Here is a 16,414-nt window from a genome sequence, read left to right on the forward strand (position 1 = left end):
GAACGGGAAACCTTGAGCTTCCTATTACCTCACCAGTTTCACCACGTCAGAGTATTGGGCAACAGTCGAGTCGGTAGTGAGTAGGCGAAATGGGCCGGTTAAGGCTTGGGCAATGAGTAGCCGATCAAATGGATCGTTATGAATTGGCGGTACGCTCACGACCATACTTGCATCCTCGGCGGTTACAGGCAGTTTTGAAAAACCGCTGGCCTCGATACCGTTGACAATATCAGAAATCTTGGCATCAAGTTTTCTTAGACCGACTTTGATGGCAGCTTCCCAGATATAGGCTGCACTAACAAAAACCACATCGGCGTTCAATATCTGATCGGAAATCTCCTGCGTAATACGAGGAGAATCCATGAGATACCATTAAGTAGATCTGTGTATCGAGCAGTAGCATCAATCATCAGACCCTTCAAAACTCTTTTGGATATCGACGGGCAATGGTTCGTCGAAATCATCGGAAATCCGGATCTTTCCACGTAAAAAGCCAGGTGTTCGAGTTGGTCGAGACGCCGTTACCGGGCCAAGCCGCGCAATGGGTTTGCCCGCCTTGGCAATTGTTATTGCTTCACCCCGACTCACCTCATCCAGAAGCCGCGAAAGGTGAGTCTTTGCCTCGTGAATGTTTACAGACTTCACTCAAGTCACCTCGAATGATTGAACATAGTTTAGTCTTAGTCTAACAGAGGAATGGGGTCAACCAAAAAACCGGGAACAAGACTTGTGTCATGTCCCCGATTCTCAACTTAAGGTGATATTAAGATGACACACTACGGCGAGGCACAGGCACGCGCTCACACGCCCGAAAGGCCCAACAAGACTCTTAGGCTAAACGGGGAGCACAGCGTCTTGTTCTTCGTCTGAGGGCTCAGGGCAACCGGGATCTTGGGCCAAATAGTTTCCGGTCACGGCATATGCGCGGGCTCGTGACCCGCCACAGATATCATGATAGTCGCAGATCCCACAGCGTCCTTCGAAGTTTCTAGAATCCCGCAAGGTGCAAAAGAGTTCGGAATGACGGTAAATCTCGCTAAAGCTTTGTTGCTTCAAGTTGCCCGCAGAAATCGGCAGGTAACCAGACGGGTACACGTCGCCATAATGACTAATGAAAGCAAATCCTTGCGCTTCACGGATCGTGGGTGCGGAATCAAGAGGCCGCCTTAAGACGCGAGAAAATTGAGGGGCTCCTACCGATGTGACGCGAAAAGGAACGGTCTGGGCATAATCTTTGAGCCAATGTAACGCCTTTTCAATGCTTTCAGCATCCAAACTTTCAGCGGCACGTGCTCGCCCCGTGGGAATGACAAAAAACACCTCCCAGCTGCGCGCTTTCAGCATTTGCACCAATCGACCCATTTTAGGCATGTCATTTAGCGTAAAAGGAGACACCGAGGTGTTGATTTGCAACGCCATGCCACTCTCTGTAATCGCATGGGCTATTTCTATGCTGCGTGCAAAAGTCCCGAGCACGCCACGAAAGCGGTCGTGCACGGCTTGGGTGGCCCCATCTAAACTCAAAGACACGGCGCTTACGCCCAAATCCTTCCATGTTTGAATCACTTCCGGTGTCAAAAGCGGCGTGACGCTTGGCGCGATGGCGGTGCGAATGTTGCGGCGCACGGCGGCTTTGATAATGGCGGGCAGGTCTTCGCGTTCTAAGGGGTCTCCGCCCGTAAAAATGACCATGGGTTTGGGATGCATTTGGGCAATATCATCCAGCACTCCTTCAATTTGAGAGAGGGTTAATTCGCGAAAATCACGCCGCGGAATGGCGCGCGCCCGACAATGGCGGCAGTGCAGTTGACAAGCGCGCGTGAGTTCCCACGTGATAATATGGGGCGATTCGTTAAAGTTCATGGTCGTGTCCTCCCCTATGTCGGCGTTGCTTGTTCGTCTTGTTGTATTTGATTATGCCGCCTAGGGTAGAGAAGACACAGGACCATTAGGGTTACTTTTGAGGTACCCAAATGGCCCATATCGTCCTATTCAAACTGTTCAAGGAGGGCGCCCCACGCCTCTTGAGCAATGTGTCCGTCATGATGAGCCAAGGGCGTCTTAAGGAAGCCGGGAATCTTTTCTTCGTAAGGCGTGGAAGCTTCTTGATAAATCAGCCCGGTGACCAGCTCATCGGTTTCCTCAAGGCGGGTCAGAGCGCGAGCTCGGCTCGATCGATCGTAAGTCGGGTCTTCATCCAAATTGACCAGGGTCTTTTTATACCAGTCATAGGAATTCACGCGGTTATAGGTTACACATGGTGAAATCACGTTAATGAGTGAAAATCCGGGATGTTCCATGCCTCGCACAATCAAGTCAGCGAGTTGGGGTTGCCAACTCGAGAAGCCTTGAGCCACAAAGGTGGCGCCGCCCGCAACCGCGAGCATGAGAGGATGAACGGGCGCTTCAATGCTGCCTTGTGGCGAGGTTTTGGTGTGAAAGCCTGTCTCAGAGGTTGGAGACGTTTGGCCTTTTGTCAATCCATAGACATGATTGTCCATGACGATATAGGTGATGTCGGCATTGCGCCGAAGCGAATGCATGAAATGCCCCATTCCGATGGCATAGGCATCGCCGTCTCCTCCCACGGCTAAAACTCTTAGGGCGCGGTTGGCCAGCTTAACGCCTAAAGCCGCGGGCAGCGTTCGGCCGTGGGTCACATGGATATTATAAGAGTTGATGTAGTTGCCAATCTTTCCCGAACACCCAATTCCAGCAATAATGGCTGTCGTGGCAGGTTCGGCGCCAACTTTGACCAAGGCTTTCTGTAAAGCTGCCAAAACCCCAAAATCTCCGCAACCGGGGCACCACCACGATTTCTCTTCCGTCTTAAAGTCTTGTAATGTGGCCATGTTAATGGGTCACCTCCATGGAGGATGCAATGAGCTGTTGGGCGTATTGAGCTACGTCTTCCGCTTCGAGGGATGAGGGAGTGATCACAATGCGTGGCGCTTCCCCGTGTCCGCCGTAAATCATGGCGAGCAGGTCAGATTGTTCTTGTTTGGTGGGCATACCCGTACTGGGTCCACCGCGCTGGGTGTCCACAATAACAACCGGCGTTTCTGTCATAGCCGCAAGCCCTATGGCTTCTTGCATAAGCGAGAGACCTGGGCCCGAGGTGGCCGTCATCGCTCGGGCTCCTGCAAATCCTGCGCCAATGGCGGCAGTAATGGATCCTAATTCATCTTCCATTTGTACGACGGCTCCGCCCACGGAGGGGAACCATTTCACGAGGGATTCCATGATGTCGGTGGCGGGGGTAATTGGATATCCGCACATCAGGCGGCATCCGCCAGCTAATGCTCCAAGAGCTACGGCGTCATTTCCTGTCATTACCAAGCGGTCTGCGGGTATGGGCGGAGTAAGCGTCCATGTTGTTTTGAGGGTGTGAGCCGATTCGGATAACGCTTGGTATCCACGCTGTAAGGCCATTTGATTAGCCTTCACGACCTCAGCGCCTTTGGTGCCAAAGCGTTTGGCCACATAATCGTAAAAGGGTTGTATGCCTAGTCCCATCAAGGCGGCCGAAGCACCCGCGGCAATCATATTGCGCATGAGGCCAGATCCGAGTTCTTTGGCCATTTGGGTCATCGGCAAAGCTAACAGTTGCGCATCGATGCCTGGAGGCAGAACGGGCGAAAAGGCACTGTCTGCAAGAATGACGCCGCCTTGGAGTTCCGATCCTTCTAACTCAATAGTTTCTTGATTGAGCGCCACTAAAATATCTGTATGGCGTGTAGCGGCTTGAATGGGATGCGTCCCAAGGCGCACCTTGTAGTGGGTATGCCCCCCTTTAATGCGGGAAGAAAACGATTTATAGCCGTAGACATAGTAGCCAAGACGATTCGCCACATGAATGACAATATCTCCGGTGGAGTCAATGCCTTCTCCTTGATCTCCGCCAATTTTCCACGCGATCATACCGTATCCCTCCTTGTAAGGCGCCCGCTATTGCACATTGTGCTGCGCGTATCTTTACTGTAGTCCCCGTGTGAGATGATTGAAAATGACAAATATTTATTGTTGGCATAACGAAGTGGAATAGTCTTGGGTGAGTTACAATAACAACCGGAGAACAGGTCAAGAGGGGGCGCTTGGGGTGGTCTTATCACATCTCAAAACATTTGTGCGGATTGTCGATGCAGGGAGCTTGACCCGGGCTGCGGAGCAACTGTCCTTAACACAACCGGCCGTGACCAAACAATTAGCGGCGCTCGAAGAAGAATTTCAGACTACTTTGCTGATTCGTCAAGGGCGGCGTATGCGCCTCACTGCGACGGGAGAAGTGCTTTATCATTACGCCAAGCGAATTCAGTCATTGGCGGAACAGGCGTATGAAGCGGTAGCAGAGGTGGAACGGCCTGGACAAGGAGAAATTGATGTCGGTGCAGTGTCCACGGTAGCGGTGTTTTCTTTGCCCAAAGTCCTGGCGATTTTTACGCGCAATTTTCCTAGATTGCGGATTAGGGTCCACATCGGGGATATTCAAACCACATTGGACGGCATTATCCGGCAAGAACTAGCGGTAGGATTGGTTACGGTCCCGATTATCCATCCCCAAGTCGACTCCATTCCTTTGTTTCAAGATACGGTACGGTTGGTTGTGAATCCTGACCGGGCTCGAAAATTACCCTCTCAGATCAGCTTGGAAGAGCTTGCCCATATGGATTTTATTTCATATCAAACCCCGTCCCGGTTCCGCGCGTTTATGGATGGGATGCTAGAGCAACATGGGATTATCCCCCACGTATTAATGGAATTCAACAGCCATGACTTAGTCAAAAGTATGGTCAAAGTCGGATTGGGAGTGGCTTTTGTCCCAGATTCCGTGGTGGCCGAAGATCTCGCCAATGGGACTTTGACAGCTATCGAAGTACCCGAATTGCCGCCATTGGCGCGTACCACCTCCTTGATTTTGTCCAAGGATCCCCCGCGGACCGGGGGCCTGATGGCGCTTCTGGCCACATTTTTTGACCATTATCAAGTGGAGCCCCGGTTGTGGCCGGGATGGTATTGGGAGACCCGGGCCGAAGAGTCTGCCTTGCCGTGGAGTGCTCCTCGCTCGACGGCCCGGCATCCATCCACGCATAGTTAAGAAGACCTGGCTTCTTCTTTTTGGCGAATGCGGCGGTTCAAGGCTTCTTTGGGAATAACGGCCGAGATGAGCGTGCCATGCGCTGCTTCGCCTTGACTATCGGTCGCAACAATGTCCCATGTAAACTTGTTGCCATGTCGTGCTTGCAGCTGAGCGGTGATCTCGACAGCGAAGCCGACAGGGGTGGGACTGGTATGATTTAGCGTCACGTGGGCACCGACAATGACGCACGAGGCGTCTAGAAACGGGGCCAACGCTTCCGCAGCGGCCACCTCGAACCACCCCAGAACGATGGGGGTGCCCAGTACGGGCACGGCCGTGGGGTTGCCCACGGCGATGGCAGTCATCGATTCGGTTACCATACGCCGAATCGTATGACGCAGTTGGGATGGAATATGTTCAAGCGCACAGGTCATCGCCTTAGGGCCTCCACGGGGACCGTTGCGGTGTACAGGGGAGCCAAGTGAGCGATGACATTATAAGTACGCGTAATCAGTTCGGCTGTGCCCACTATGGGATCTGTGCGGTCGAATGTGACGCCTACGGTGAAGCCATGACTTTTTACGTCCGTATGTCGGATGATCTCTTGCACTTTGGCCGGCGAGATTTCCGATAGCGGAAAGGGATCGACCCCGTGGTCATCCTTGTACCAGTAAATAGGGGCGGGGTCCGACAACCGAAAGGCGTCTATGCCATGACTACGGAGATGTTGCATGAGCTGCGGCTTGTCGTCTTCGCCTTCTCGCTTGACGACAAAGCGGACAAACACATAATTTAGAGTAATGCCGACCTCAAAATGGGCAAATCGTTTATAACCGCGCTCGTTGCGTGAAAACGATACCCACGTATCATCGGGCGGGTTAACCCGCCGACGGGCGTGAGAAGCGGTATGGGGGAAGATCGGATGATGTAGAAGATCTGAGAGCTGTGGCGCGAGATCTTCGCCAATCATGGCCAATTTGGGACGAATATGTGTACGGACAGCGGTCATGCGATCATGAAATTCGGGAATGAGAAAAATATTGAAATCATCCGGGGCGAATCCTGCGAACTGATACATGGTTTGTCCTTTAGGAGAAGGGGGACTTATGTGGAAACAAAATTTTCTAGATTGTATAGCGTGGGAAGGCCAAATGAGTGTTCTTGTGGGTGCGAGCTTATGGCGCAGCTTTGTGGCGCGTTTTGGCGAGGACCGAACGGATGCGCCCGTTCAGAAATTTTTCGCCTCTGTGACCCACGCGGACGTTCCCGTGCCTCAGATTGCGTGGGGAGATTTTCCGAATTACCAGGCCTATTACGACCAATTGTGTTATGGCGTCGTCCCGCACGATCCGGGGGGAGCCAGTCCGCACGATATTGCGGCGGTGCTGTTGGCTTTGCACTTTGTTCCGACACCGGTGCGCTCCATGGCGTCGCACTTGGCGACCAAAGCGTTAGAAGGACACTTGTTGTCACGTGCTTGGCACAGAGCTGTGACGGGTCCCCAGGAAGGAGAGCAGACACAATGGTAATGGGCGAAGCTCAGCTTAGAGAGCGAATGCAGCATCCCGTGATCCAGGAACGATTAGTGGTCACCCCGTTGCTCAGTGATGCACAGGTTAAAGGCGCTTCTATCGATGTCCGCCTAGGCACCGATTTCATTCTCATGAAACGGTCCGCCGCGGGTCCCATTGACCCTATGGCGATGCGCACAGGGGTTCTCGATTATCAAGAACGCGCGCGCGTCGAAGTTGGGGAGAAGATGATTTTACATCCGAACCAACTCGTTTTGGGTGTGACCTTGGAATTTATTCAGGTGCCCAGAGATTTGATGGCCTATGTCATCGGACGATCTTCATGGGGGCGTTTGGGACTCATGGTGGCGACCGCGGTGATGGTGTCTCCAGGGTACCGTGGTAGTTTGACGTTGGAGCTAGCGAATCTTGCTGATACGCCCGTTTACTTGTACCCAGGAACTCGGGTGGCGCAATTGGTCTTTCATCAAGTGGATGGCGCCAGTTCTGCTTATGCGGGAGCAGGGAAGTATACCGGACCCGTAGGTCCTGAGTTCTCTAAACTGTCATGGGATGAGGATTGGCAGGCGATTCAGCGGATGCAGCCGGAGGAGATGTAATGCCGGTGATAGGATTTTTATTAAAGCTGTTTCCTGCTGTATTTTGGCCCGTGTTCCTCATCCAAGAATGGCGTCAGACAGGGCGCTGGCACTGGGACCGTTTAGCCTACAGTGTCGGGACTGGGCTTGTTGTCGTTGGTTTTCAGGCGCTAGGTGCTGCTCATCAGGCCTTCACCTCGTATCGTTACCTGTTAGATCGCCCGGTCGAAATCGGTTCGTTGGCGGCGAGTGTCACCGCGATGATAGCGCATCCCCACCTCTTTTATGCCTTTGGATCGATTGACGTCGAAGCCCATGGTTTAGCGCATGGTGTGGGCGTATTCTTGACCGTAACGGGCGTCGTCGCGTGGCTGGCGGTCTTTTATCAGCAATACCGTGGCCGCCTTGAATTGGTCCCGGCTGTGACGTATACACTGGGAATATTACTGCTGACGACCAAGGTTTTTTCGGCCCAATATCTGATTTGGCTAGCCCCCTTGTTGGCCATGCGTCGCGGCAATGGCTTTTTGGTCGCGTCATATGCGTTGACGAGCGTGGGCTATCCTATTGGATACGCTATTCCTGGGATGATGCCGTGGGTTGTGTATATCTTTGCCGCTCGCAACTTGCTGTTGGTGGCGGGACTTATTGCCTTGGCGGTAGTTAGCCGCTCGTCAGTGCCGGCTGCACCGTCAACGGGAAAGGAACACTCTCTTTAATTCTTTCACAAAAGTTTTCACTATAAGCTTTCAATACTCTCTGAAATTAAGGCTGCCCCTATGGGGACAGCCTCTTTAGAGCTTTTACAGATCCACTCCTGCCTCATCATTGAGGACGCTGTCCACCATGTCTTCCATATCTGTCTCTTTATCAAGACGTTCGTCGATGGTAATGGTAGTGAGGACGCGATCGGCACCTAGCGTAAAAGGAGCATGATGCATTTGGTCGGCAAGGGCCAAAATAGCGCTAAGCGGGCCATCAAGGACGGTGGACGTCGGAGTCAAGACGGCATCCACTAAAGGACTGTCTTCCGCGATGCGAAAGCACTCGCGGATATAAGGCGCCACACTGGCATCGGATGTTCCAACAGGCCAGATTTTAATTTCCGCTACAGCCATTTTGCAAGACCTCCTCGTTGCTGGGGTAATACGTAAGCCAACACTAGGATTTCTGTTTTGAGGATTTTTCATCACGGGAAATTCTTCATCGGGAAAAGTCCTCCGCGACAAAGCCTTGTGGCGGAGGCGTGCTCACAGATGGCGCAGTTACAACGCTTATGAATCCTAGAATTTACTGCAGCCAGGGGGCAACAACTGCGAAGAATTGGGTCATGACTATCTGTATGCGCAGCATGCTTGATGGGGCATACTACGTTCACTAAAGGAGGGAGCACATGGAAGACGAGCGGAAGGATGTGCAGCACCGATCAGATGACACAGAAAGAAAACAAAAGGAAGGCCCAGGGGATCCCGGCGATCCGGGTACTGTGGAATCACTTAATGAGGCCATTCGCCAAGAGTTGAAGTATTTGGATGTCGTGGTGGCGACTCCCTTTCGAGCCGTGCGCCGCACGACCGGTCAACGCTCGTCAGGATGGGCTAAGAGTTTAGATGAAATGTTGTGGGCCGCAGAGGGGATGGCGAGAGTTCCCATAAAAATGCTGCAATCGGCTTTCGGAGAGCCTATGAAGCGCAATCAGCCTTAAGTGAATTAGGTCTAGTCCCACGTGCCAATGCGTAGACGTAATGAAGAAGCAGGTCCGCGCAGCCGGGAGGGATGAGATGTTAAAAAAACTGGGAATGACTCATGACCTATGGTGGCTGACGCTGTCAATGGGACTATGGGGAATGGGCTTTGGGCTCTACGGCATATTGTGGCCGCTATATATTGAAAAGTTAGGAGGAAGCGCCGTCGCTGTAGGCATTATGTCTACCATTGCAGGCATCGCGACGGCTCTGGTGGTATTTCCCGGCGGGTACTTGGCGGACCGCATTGACCGCCGTACATTGGTATTGTGGGGATGGATTTTAGGCGTGCCTGTGCCCTTTTTATTTGCATGGGCCCCTTCTTGGCAATGGTTAATTCCTGGAGTGCTGCTATATTTTGGATCCGCGTTTTCGACGCCCGCTTTGCAGGCGGTGATTGTGGAAGAAGCGTCGGGAGAACATCTTGCAACCGCATATAATGTTGTCATGAGCGTTTTTGGTGCTGGGATGGTCATAGCACCTCCCGTTGGTGCCTACCTGGCCTCGCATTATTCATATCAAACGGTCTTTGTCATCAGTGGCATTCTCTACACCGTCTCAACCCTTACCGTGCTTCCTGTCCATTCTCATCCTCCGGTAGCGCGCAAGGCGTCATATCGTCCCCGGTGGACCCCTAAAGGCCGCCCCCGTTTGTTCCAGTGGATGATTTTTGCTGCCGTCTTAGCGGTCGTGCAGGGAATGGCATTTCCTTATGTGGTACCGTTTTGGAAATCTGTGGGACATTTTTCCTTGCAAACTATTGGTTATTTGGGCAGTGTCGGCATCTTGTGTGGCACCGTGGGAGGGCCGATTTGGGGAAAGATTGGAGAAAAACATGGCATCACGGCCACCATAGGCTGGGGTCTTGGTCTGGTGACACTGGGATGGCTTGCGATTTTGTGGGCTCCTGGCAGTGTGACGTGGGCCTTTATCTCCGGTGTTTTCCGCGGAGGAGGCGAGTCTGCCCGTGGTCTTCAGGGCGTTGCGGTAGGGCGGGTGGTACGCCGTGAAGAAGCGGGGACAGCCTATGGATTGTTTAACTTGGTAACTGAAACCGCAGGCGCTTTGGCGCCTTTACCCGGAGGGATTTTGTATACGCATTGGCCTTATGCCCCCCTCGTAGTCGCGGCATTTTTCACAGGCCTTATCGCGTGGTGGCTCGTCAATGGTCTCCCCGGACGCCCTATTCCACCGCCCCCTGTGACCACGCCCTAACGTGATACACTAAGGGTAAAAAGACGGGGAAGGGGAGAGGACTTCATGCTCAAACGGCTGCTGGCAATCTTTTTCATTGTTCCCCTAACAGAATTACTGTTATTGTTCCTGATCGCCCATTTCTTGGGATGGGGATGGACCATTGCGATTACCTTGGCGTCATCGCTATTGGGCGCGTATTTAGCCCGGGTCAGTGGGAAGCAGTGGTGGGAAACTGTACAACGGGAATGGGCCTCTGAGGGATTTCCTGTGCACCGGTTGGGAGAAGGAGCTTTACTGTTAATTTCGATGGCGTTTATGATTACGCCCGGACCGCTCACCGGTGTGATTGGGCTACTGTTTATGATTCCCAAGGTACGCACAAGTGCAGCGCGCATGATTGGGCGATGGGCATCTAGACGCTTTATGGAGCGTTTTTGGCGTTAACGCTTACAGGCTTGGTCGTGCTCATGGGCTGTGTAGGCCAGGCAAGGGCGACGATAAGGAGAGCATAAGGCCACATCATGCCAGGATCCGTGCCGGTGCCCGTTAAAAGGGTTCCAAAAGCTTGGGGAATCGCCCAAAGGAAGAGCAGCCAAGCGAATTCGACGATGTGAGTTATCGTAGCCTCGGGATTCCAAAAATTGAGGATGGCAATCAGTGCCATTATCAGACTAAAGATGGCATTATCCAAGACCGGATGAGTCTGTGCGCTAATGACGAGCGCGTTGATGGTCATTTGCAGCCAAGCCGGTTCGGGGCCGTTCATCGTGACGTCGCCAAATTGTGCGGCCAGTCCAGGACCTGTCCAAAACCCAGAACTTGGTAAGACTTGCCACAATAACCCGAGCAGCCAAAATCCGCCGAACCCCCAACGTGCAAGACGGCTGCGATTTTCTTTTGTCCAAAGGGTCTTGGGCGCCAATAAAAGGACGGCCGCTACAAGATAGAACGGGATGGAACCGGGAGATCCTTGAATGATGGTAGGGGAGCCCGATACAAGTCCTCCCAGCCCTTCTGCAAAGACCCACAGAACGATTCCCCAAGCACACGATAGCCATAGGCCTGTACGGCCCATGACCCTATCAGGGCCCCATAAAATGAGAATGCCAATGATCAGTTCGATACCAAAGTTGACGATGTTGGATAAAATGCCGAGATGAACCCACCACTTAGCTCCTGCGAGCATGATGTGGTAAAGCCACGCAGGCTGCGAATCTGTTGCGGCGGGGGCCAAGACATTGCTGATAAGAAAGGCATGGTACATGGCCGGTTGCAGCTTGAGCAAGGCATCAACAATCCATAAACTGCCCAAGCCGTAAGTAAGCGTTCGGCGTGCATTAAAGGCCATGGTTCGTCCCCTCCTCTGGTAGAGTATAGCCTAGAATTGGGGTCGCGCGCTTCTCATTTGACAATTAGGGTGCGAACGATATCAGCGATGAGGGTACTGTAGGATGTGGTTAAAGACGTTTTCGGCGATCCTCCTAAAAGCCATCGTTCATGGCCGTGTGGACCGATAAAGTAAAAATAGGTGGTATGGTAAACGGAGCGGGTCTGGGGAAATTGTTGCACAAGGATGTGGTACTGCGACCACAATTTCGTGAGGGATGGGACGGATCCTGTCAGGAAATACCAATTCGCCATGGACGTCAGATGGTGTTTAACATCGAAGGCATTGATGTCACCAACTGAGGTCCAATAAGGATTGACATTGAAACCAACAATCGCGACGTGTTTGGATAAAGACCCGAGGAGGCGGTCTGCGTTTTTCATTTCCCCTGCGACGACTGGGCAGACCGTGGTACATACGGGATCAATGGGAATTAAAATCACGGCTTTCCCCTTAAAATGACTCAGACTGAGACGTTGTCCGCGTTGATCGATAAGCGACCAATTTGGGGCTTTCTCGCCGTGCAACCGCGTGAGGATGCCCTCTTGAGCAGCGCCTTGTGTGGGTCCCGCAAACGGCGGCGGAGACAGGGCAGGGCCTTTTGAGGACAATTTTCCCCAGGTCCAGCCCACAACCCCTGCCATTATGAGCAGGAGCATGAGCCGCACTGAGACTTTGCGGGACCAGACAGGCTTAGTCGTTAGATACTTCATAACGAGCCTCCTTAAGGGATTTTCGACAGGGGTGTAACAACGGCTTAAATTCTTTCCCATTAAAAGAGGAATTATGTCGAAGCAGGGAGAAGTAGGAAAAATATATCCGGATTGCTTTTAGGGAAATACACAGCGCGAGGAGCCATGATGGTCTTCAACCGCATGAAGGACGAGGCACACAATGAGTGATGAGCCGCTTTCTCAAGAAGAAATTGATAAACTGCTGCAGGCGGTGCTTTCTAAGGAAGCCCAAGAAGAACCCGCGCCAGAACCGGTCGGGACTCCGACCGCTGAAGCGGCCGATTTGGCCGGCTCCAAGGACGAATCGAGCGAACTGCCCTACCAGAACGAGCCCCTTGTTGAGCACTCAGGGCATCTGGCCCGCGATTTAGGGAAATGGGCTCCGTTAGCGGACTTGCAGTTGTCTTTTTCTGTCGAAATTGGAACAGCGCGGCTGGTGGTAGGGGACGTCATGCAATTTGGAGTGGGGTCACGCATTGCGCTGAAAAGTCGCTGGACGGAACCCTTGCAGCTTAAGCTCAATGGAAAGGTCGTGGGCCACGGCCGAGTGGTGCTGGTAGGGAACAAATTTGGCGTACAAGTGACGGATTGGGGTCGGGTGTAGGGGATGGAACAGCCTTTGCGGTGGACCATTTTGGTAAATAGTTGGGCCATGGGTGTGGAGGCGGTTTGGCAGGCGTTGGAACCTCTAGCAGATAGCGTGCAGGACATCGTCTGGATGGAGTTAGGGTCCTGGCATCGTCAGGTAGAGTTGCCGTCTCAATGTCGCCTGGGTCCTGCCTGGCAAGGCAGTTTTGCCGAGCAGTATGACCGCGCTTACGCCCAAACAACCGGTAATGTGGTCTTATTGTTGGAGGGGGGCGAGATTGTCCGCCGGATGGACTGGCGCCAGTTAGAAGAGGCGGCCCAGGGGCCTTTTGAAGCGTTGGCGTTGCCAGTGGCTCGAGACAAGGAGTCGACACACCAGGAGATCCGCGTGTTGAAAAGGCCTGCCGCGGTGGGATTTCGTGGAGCGATTCGGGCCAAGTTACCAAAATGGTGTCGAAAAACCGTAGAAATGCACGAGGGGAGGGATGACGTTGGTTAATAAGTCGCTGGCATTTTTTGAGAATGGACAAGCGGTCCCGATGACCACACCAATTTTTCAGACGCCCCGGTCCCGTCCGCGAGGTCGACGCCGGGATAGTGACCGTTATTTTCCCAGCGGCGAGTTGATTCCAGGCCGTGAAGAGCTTATCCAATACATTCTGAACCATGTTCTCTACCAAATCGATCCTGTCTTGGGGGGGCCAATTTTTTGCAAGCACATCATTAAGCCCAACCGTGAGCGCAATCGGGAGAGCATGTATCACGTCGTGCTGGGCCCGCCGTCGTGGACGGGAGTTTGGGAAGTAATTGGCAATCGCCGGATGTTTGATATTCATGCGGAGTACATTCCCGAAGATGGAGTGTGGCTTCCCCAAATTACCGTGTCACCGGGCAACTTTATTGGCGTCGGAAAGCTTAATGGAATTGAAATGGATCCGGTGCGTTTGCGCCGCGAAATTATTCGCCGGGGATTTGCCACACCGGAAGAATACGAATGGTTTGCCAGCCCTTATCTTTCGGTACGCCGTCTGGCGATTGACCGCGCTAAACGCGGCATTTGGATGTAGAGGTCAACGCGCGGTGTTGGACGGATGGGGAGTAAAGGAGGATTTATGCGCTTAGATATCACGGCTATCGGCGGAGTTATTTTTGGGGTGTTGGCCATTGTGACGGGATTCGTCTTAGAGGGCGGCCGGGCAGGCGCGTTGTTGCAAGGCACCGCGGCCTTGATCGTAATCGGCGGCACAATGGGGGCGACGGCGGTATCTTTTTCGATTGATGATTTGAAAAAAGTCCCCATGTTGTTCCGCATGGGTATGACGCGCAGCAATTTTGATCCCATCGTCCTCATTGATCAGTTGGCGGGCTATACCGATATTGCCCGCAAACAGCAGCCCTTGGCCTTGGAGCCGGAAATCGCGCTGACCCACGATGAGTTCTTAAGCAAAGGATTGCAATTGATTGTGGATAATGCCGACCCTGTCTTGATGCGCCAAATGCTTGAGTCTGATATTTATGCGCGCTACTCTCAGCAAAAGATGGGGGCCAGTATCTTTGAACAAGCTGGGGGTTATGCACCAACGATGGGGATTGTGGGGACGGTCATGGGCTTGGTCCATGTCTTAGGAGAATTGACGGGGAATCCCAATGCCCTGGCCAGTGCCATTGGCCTTGCATTTGTAGCAACATTGTACGGCGTCTCCAGTGCTAATCTGTTATGGTTGCCGTTAGCGACCAATCTCAAGAACAAGGCCAAGCACGATTTGCTGATGCGTCAAATTGGTTTGGAAGGTCTCTTGGCGATTCAAGAAGGCATGGCGCCCAGTTTACTGAAAGACAAGCTGATGTCCATTATTCGTCCTTCCGGGTCCCCACAGACGGCCCCTAGCACCACGGCCGATGTAGGGGCTCAAGGTGCGTCAGCCGCGAACGGTGCGGCGCAAGCGTCATGAACACGTTATGGGAGAAAGATGACGAAGAAGGGGCTGGCAACGAAGGCGGCGGGATGATGCGCTGGCTGTTGACCTATGCGGATTTGATTACGTTGCTGTTGGCCTTTTTTATCATTCTTTATGCCATGAGCCGAAACCAAGAGGTAAAATTCGCCATGGTTTCGCAAGCGCTCGCCCAGCAATTTGATTCCAAAAGTGTGGTCGGATCGTCGCCTGGCCCTTCGATTATTAACGGCCTCTCCGGAACACATGCGGAATTAGCCAGTATGAATCATTTGCAAAATGAGTTGCAGCAGGCGATTGCTGCAAAGGGGCTCGCTAACCAAGTATCGGTCGGTAGCAATGGACGAGGGGTAGAGGTCAGTTTAAATGCTTCTTTGTTGTTCCCGCCAGGGTCAGCGCGGATTTCTTTACAAGCGCAAGCCTTATTAGACACGCTAGGCCAGGCTCTGAAAACTGTGCCGAACGATATTGAGGTTGCGGGGTATACGGATTCGACACCGATCCGGACCGTGCAATATCCGAGTAATTGGCAGTTGTCTGCAGCGCGCGCGGCCAATGTCGTCTATGTTTTGGCGCATGTGCCAGGGATTATGCCGCAGCGATTGTCCATTGCCGCATTTGGCCGATATCATCCCGTGGCCAGTAATCAGACGGCGCAAGGACGGCAACAGAATCGGCGGGTCAATATCTTGGTGCTTTATTCGCAAGTGGCGCAAGTGGCCATTGGCAATGGACCCTAATAGGAGGAGGAAGAGATCATGGGGTTGTTCGATACCGTAACCAACCAAGCCGTCGTCACGACGCTCAATCTTTCGCGTAAAGCCGAAGCCTTAGTCGCCAACAACTTGGCCAATTATGATACCCCTGGCTATAAAACGGAAACCCTGTCAGAGCACGCTGGATGTGGCAACGGCCGTTCGCAACAATGTGGTACAGGCGTATCAGACCATTATGAACATGTCCGTGTAACTGATTAGGGGTTGACGATGAACGAACGAATTAAACAATGGGGACAACGGCTCGTTGCTTGGTGGAAGAATCTTTCGTCCACCAAGCGCTTGCGCCTTTTAGTGATTGTGGCAATGGCGGCGAGCATCTTGGTAGTGGTCGGGCATTGGGTTACCAGTCCTGATTGGCAGCCGCTCTATACCAATCTCAGTGCCCGAACGGCCGGGCAAATTACGACGCAATTAACGTCGATGAAGGTGCCGTATGAACTGGCCGACCAAGGTCGTACCGTGCTCGTTCCCAAAAAGGATGTTGACCAGGTGCGAGTGGACTTGGCGGACCAAAATATTCCCTCCGGTACGGTGGGCTTGCCACAACCTCTGACCTTTAGTTTGGGGGAGACGGATCAAGAGATTACGCTGAGCCAGTTGGCGAATGTCGAGGCGGAACTCGAGGCGACGATTAATTCGATTAATGGCGTCCATGATTCCCGTGTGCTCATTAATGAGCCGTCTCCTGCCCTCTTTGGGGAGAGCACGGCACAGCCCACGGCGTCGGTATTTTTAGATCTAAATCCGGGAGCTAATTTAAGTGGGGCCCAGGTCAAAGGCATTATGAATTTGGTAGCCCATTCCGTTTCAGTCGCGGGCAGATTCGCAATTGGCTGAAGGCG

Annotated in this window: 24 protein-coding genes; 14 read left to right on the top strand and 10 right to left on the bottom strand. The window is 52.9% G+C overall.

The window, feature by feature from the left end; translation table 11 throughout:
- Window positions 1–24 precede the first annotated feature (24 nt).
- From ORD20_RS02070 to ORD20_RS02090, 5 genes are all read right to left on the bottom strand, one after another.
- Entirely contained in the window at window positions 25–321 is a 297-nt protein-coding gene (locus tag ORD20_RS02070; RefSeq protein WP_207654675.1) for a type II toxin-antitoxin system VapC family toxin, read from the bottom strand.
- 81 nt (window positions 322–402) lie between these two features.
- Complete coding sequence (locus ORD20_RS02075; RefSeq protein WP_103375783.1) at window positions 403–645, bottom strand: type II toxin-antitoxin system Phd/YefM family antitoxin; 243 nt, start codon at window positions 643–645, stop codon at window positions 403–405.
- Window positions 646–834: 189 nt separating this feature from the next.
- Complete coding sequence (locus ORD20_RS02080; protein WP_103375784.1) at window positions 835–1,863, bottom strand: radical SAM protein; 1,029 nt, start codon at window positions 1,861–1,863, stop codon at window positions 835–837.
- 125 nt (window positions 1,864–1,988) lie between these two features.
- Complete coding sequence (locus ORD20_RS02085) at window positions 1,989–2,852, bottom strand: 2-oxoacid:ferredoxin oxidoreductase subunit beta (protein ID WP_103375785.1); 864 nt, start codon at window positions 2,850–2,852, stop codon at window positions 1,989–1,991.
- Window position 2,853: 1 nt separating this feature from the next.
- Complete coding sequence (locus ORD20_RS02090; protein ID WP_430626478.1) at window positions 2,854–3,921, bottom strand: 2-oxoacid:acceptor oxidoreductase family protein; 1,068 nt, start codon at window positions 3,919–3,921, stop codon at window positions 2,854–2,856.
- A 178-nt stretch (window positions 3,922–4,099) separates the two neighbouring features.
- Here ORD20_RS02090 and ORD20_RS02095 point away from each other — a divergent pair, with 178 nt between their 5' ends.
- On the top strand, window positions 4,100–5,095 hold the full coding sequence (locus tag ORD20_RS02095; protein ID WP_158246295.1) for a LysR family transcriptional regulator: 996 nt from the start codon (window positions 4,100–4,102) through the stop codon (window positions 5,093–5,095).
- On the opposite strand, the gene ORD20_RS02100 is transcribed toward ORD20_RS02095, so the two are convergent.
- Both ORD20_RS02100 and ORD20_RS02105 read right to left on the bottom strand, forming a co-directional pair.
- Entirely contained in the window at window positions 5,092–5,511 is a 420-nt protein-coding gene (locus ORD20_RS02100; RefSeq protein ID WP_103375788.1) for a thioesterase family protein, read from the bottom strand. The two genes, ORD20_RS02095 and ORD20_RS02100, sit on opposite strands and share 4 nt — an antisense overlap.
- Complete coding sequence (locus tag ORD20_RS02105) at window positions 5,508–6,155, bottom strand: DUF1054 family protein (RefSeq protein ID WP_103375789.1); 648 nt, start codon at window positions 6,153–6,155, stop codon at window positions 5,508–5,510. The genes ORD20_RS02100 and ORD20_RS02105 overlap by 4 nt, the downstream gene beginning before the upstream one ends.
- 28 nt (window positions 6,156–6,183) lie before the next feature.
- Between ORD20_RS02105 and ORD20_RS02110 the strand changes: the two genes are divergently transcribed.
- The 3 genes from ORD20_RS02110 to ORD20_RS02120 are packed head-to-tail and all read left to right on the top strand — an operon-like array spanning window position 6,184 to window position 7,906.
- A complete protein-coding gene (locus ORD20_RS02110; protein ID WP_430626479.1) occupies window positions 6,184–6,606 on the top strand; it encodes a hypothetical protein in 423 nt (140 codons plus the stop codon).
- Window positions 6,600–7,208, top strand: coding sequence for a dCTP deaminase (gene dcd, locus ORD20_RS02115; RefSeq protein WP_103375791.1), 609 nt, complete (start codon window positions 6,600–6,602; stop codon window positions 7,206–7,208). Before ORD20_RS02110 ends, dcd begins: the two co-directional genes overlap by 7 nt.
- A complete protein-coding gene (locus ORD20_RS02120; RefSeq protein ID WP_430626480.1) occupies window positions 7,208–7,906 on the top strand; it encodes a hypothetical protein in 699 nt (232 codons plus the stop codon). The genes dcd and ORD20_RS02120 overlap by 1 nt, the downstream gene beginning before the upstream one ends.
- 84 nt (window positions 7,907–7,990) lie before the next feature.
- Here ORD20_RS02120 and ORD20_RS02125 read toward each other — a convergent pair whose 3' ends face one another.
- Window positions 7,991–8,305, bottom strand: coding sequence for an MTH1187 family thiamine-binding protein (locus ORD20_RS02125; protein ID WP_103375793.1), 315 nt, complete (start codon window positions 8,303–8,305; stop codon window positions 7,991–7,993).
- Window positions 8,306–8,580: 275 nt separating this feature from the next.
- On the opposite strand from ORD20_RS02125, the gene ORD20_RS02130 reads away from it, so the two are divergent.
- The 3 genes from ORD20_RS02130 to ORD20_RS02140 all read left to right on the top strand — a co-directional run bounded on the left by ORD20_RS02130 (window position 8,581) and on the right by ORD20_RS02140 (window position 10,573).
- On the top strand, window positions 8,581–8,892 hold the full coding sequence (locus ORD20_RS02130) for a hypothetical protein (RefSeq protein WP_242968552.1): 312 nt from the start codon (window positions 8,581–8,583) through the stop codon (window positions 8,890–8,892).
- A 76-nt stretch (window positions 8,893–8,968) separates the two neighbouring features.
- A complete protein-coding gene (locus ORD20_RS02135; protein WP_103375794.1) occupies window positions 8,969–10,147 on the top strand; it encodes an MFS transporter in 1,179 nt (392 codons plus the stop codon).
- 45 nt (window positions 10,148–10,192) lie between these two features.
- Window positions 10,193–10,573, top strand: coding sequence for an FxsA family protein (locus ORD20_RS02140; protein ID WP_103375795.1), 381 nt, complete (start codon window positions 10,193–10,195; stop codon window positions 10,571–10,573).
- On the opposite strand, the gene ORD20_RS02145 is transcribed toward ORD20_RS02140, so the two are convergent.
- Together ORD20_RS02145 and ORD20_RS02150 are read right to left on the bottom strand one after the other, a co-directional pair.
- Window positions 10,551–11,477: a hypothetical protein gene (locus tag ORD20_RS02145; RefSeq protein WP_103375796.1), complete on the bottom strand. Its 927-nt coding sequence runs from the start codon at window positions 11,475–11,477 to the stop codon at window positions 10,551–10,553. The two genes, ORD20_RS02140 and ORD20_RS02145, sit on opposite strands and share 23 nt — an antisense overlap.
- Window positions 11,478–11,530: 53 nt before the next feature.
- On the bottom strand, window positions 11,531–12,229 hold the full coding sequence (locus tag ORD20_RS02150; RefSeq protein WP_158246296.1) for an SCO family protein: 699 nt from the start codon (window positions 12,227–12,229) through the stop codon (window positions 11,531–11,533).
- 181 nt (window positions 12,230–12,410) lie between these two features.
- Between ORD20_RS02150 and ORD20_RS02155 the strand changes: the two genes are divergently transcribed.
- The 7 genes from ORD20_RS02155 to fliF are packed head-to-tail and all read left to right on the top strand — an operon-like array spanning window position 12,411 to window position 16,409.
- Window positions 12,411–12,854 carry a FliM/FliN family flagellar motor switch protein gene (locus tag ORD20_RS02155; RefSeq protein WP_103375798.1) on the top strand — a complete coding sequence of 148 codons (444 nt, stop codon included), beginning with the start codon at window positions 12,411–12,413 and terminating at the stop codon, window positions 12,852–12,854.
- Between the two features lie 3 nt (window positions 12,855–12,857).
- On the top strand, window positions 12,858–13,337 hold the full coding sequence (locus tag ORD20_RS02160; RefSeq protein ID WP_430626481.1) for a hypothetical protein: 480 nt from the start codon (window positions 12,858–12,860) through the stop codon (window positions 13,335–13,337).
- On the top strand, window positions 13,330–13,905 hold the full coding sequence (locus ORD20_RS02165; protein ID WP_103375874.1) for a hypothetical protein: 576 nt from the start codon (window positions 13,330–13,332) through the stop codon (window positions 13,903–13,905). Before ORD20_RS02160 ends, ORD20_RS02165 begins: the two co-directional genes overlap by 8 nt.
- A 45-nt stretch (window positions 13,906–13,950) precedes the next feature.
- Window positions 13,951–14,790 (top strand): motility protein A, encoded by an 840-nt coding sequence (locus ORD20_RS02170; RefSeq protein ID WP_103375800.1) that lies wholly within the window; start codon window positions 13,951–13,953, stop codon window positions 14,788–14,790.
- The gene (locus ORD20_RS02175; protein WP_103375801.1) at window positions 14,787–15,533 is read left to right on the top strand and encodes a flagellar motor protein MotB; all 747 of its coding nucleotides are present in this window, start codon (window positions 14,787–14,789) and stop codon (window positions 15,531–15,533) included. The genes ORD20_RS02170 and ORD20_RS02175 overlap by 4 nt, the downstream gene beginning before the upstream one ends.
- A gap of 18 nt (window positions 15,534–15,551) precedes the next feature.
- Window positions 15,552–15,770 carry a flagellar basal body protein gene (locus ORD20_RS02180; RefSeq protein ID WP_430626482.1) on the top strand — a complete coding sequence of 73 codons (219 nt, stop codon included), beginning with the start codon at window positions 15,552–15,554 and terminating at the stop codon, window positions 15,768–15,770.
- Between the two features lie 9 nt (window positions 15,771–15,779).
- Entirely contained in the window at window positions 15,780–16,409 is a 630-nt protein-coding gene (gene fliF, locus ORD20_RS02185) for a flagellar basal-body MS-ring/collar protein FliF (RefSeq protein WP_430626483.1), read from the top strand.
- Window positions 16,410–16,414: the final 5 nt, after the last annotated feature.

Origin of the sequence: Sulfobacillus thermotolerans (assembly GCF_039623705.1) — a bacterium.
Taxonomy (GTDB): Bacteria; Bacillota; Sulfobacillia; order Sulfobacillales; family Sulfobacillaceae; genus Sulfobacillus; species Sulfobacillus thermotolerans.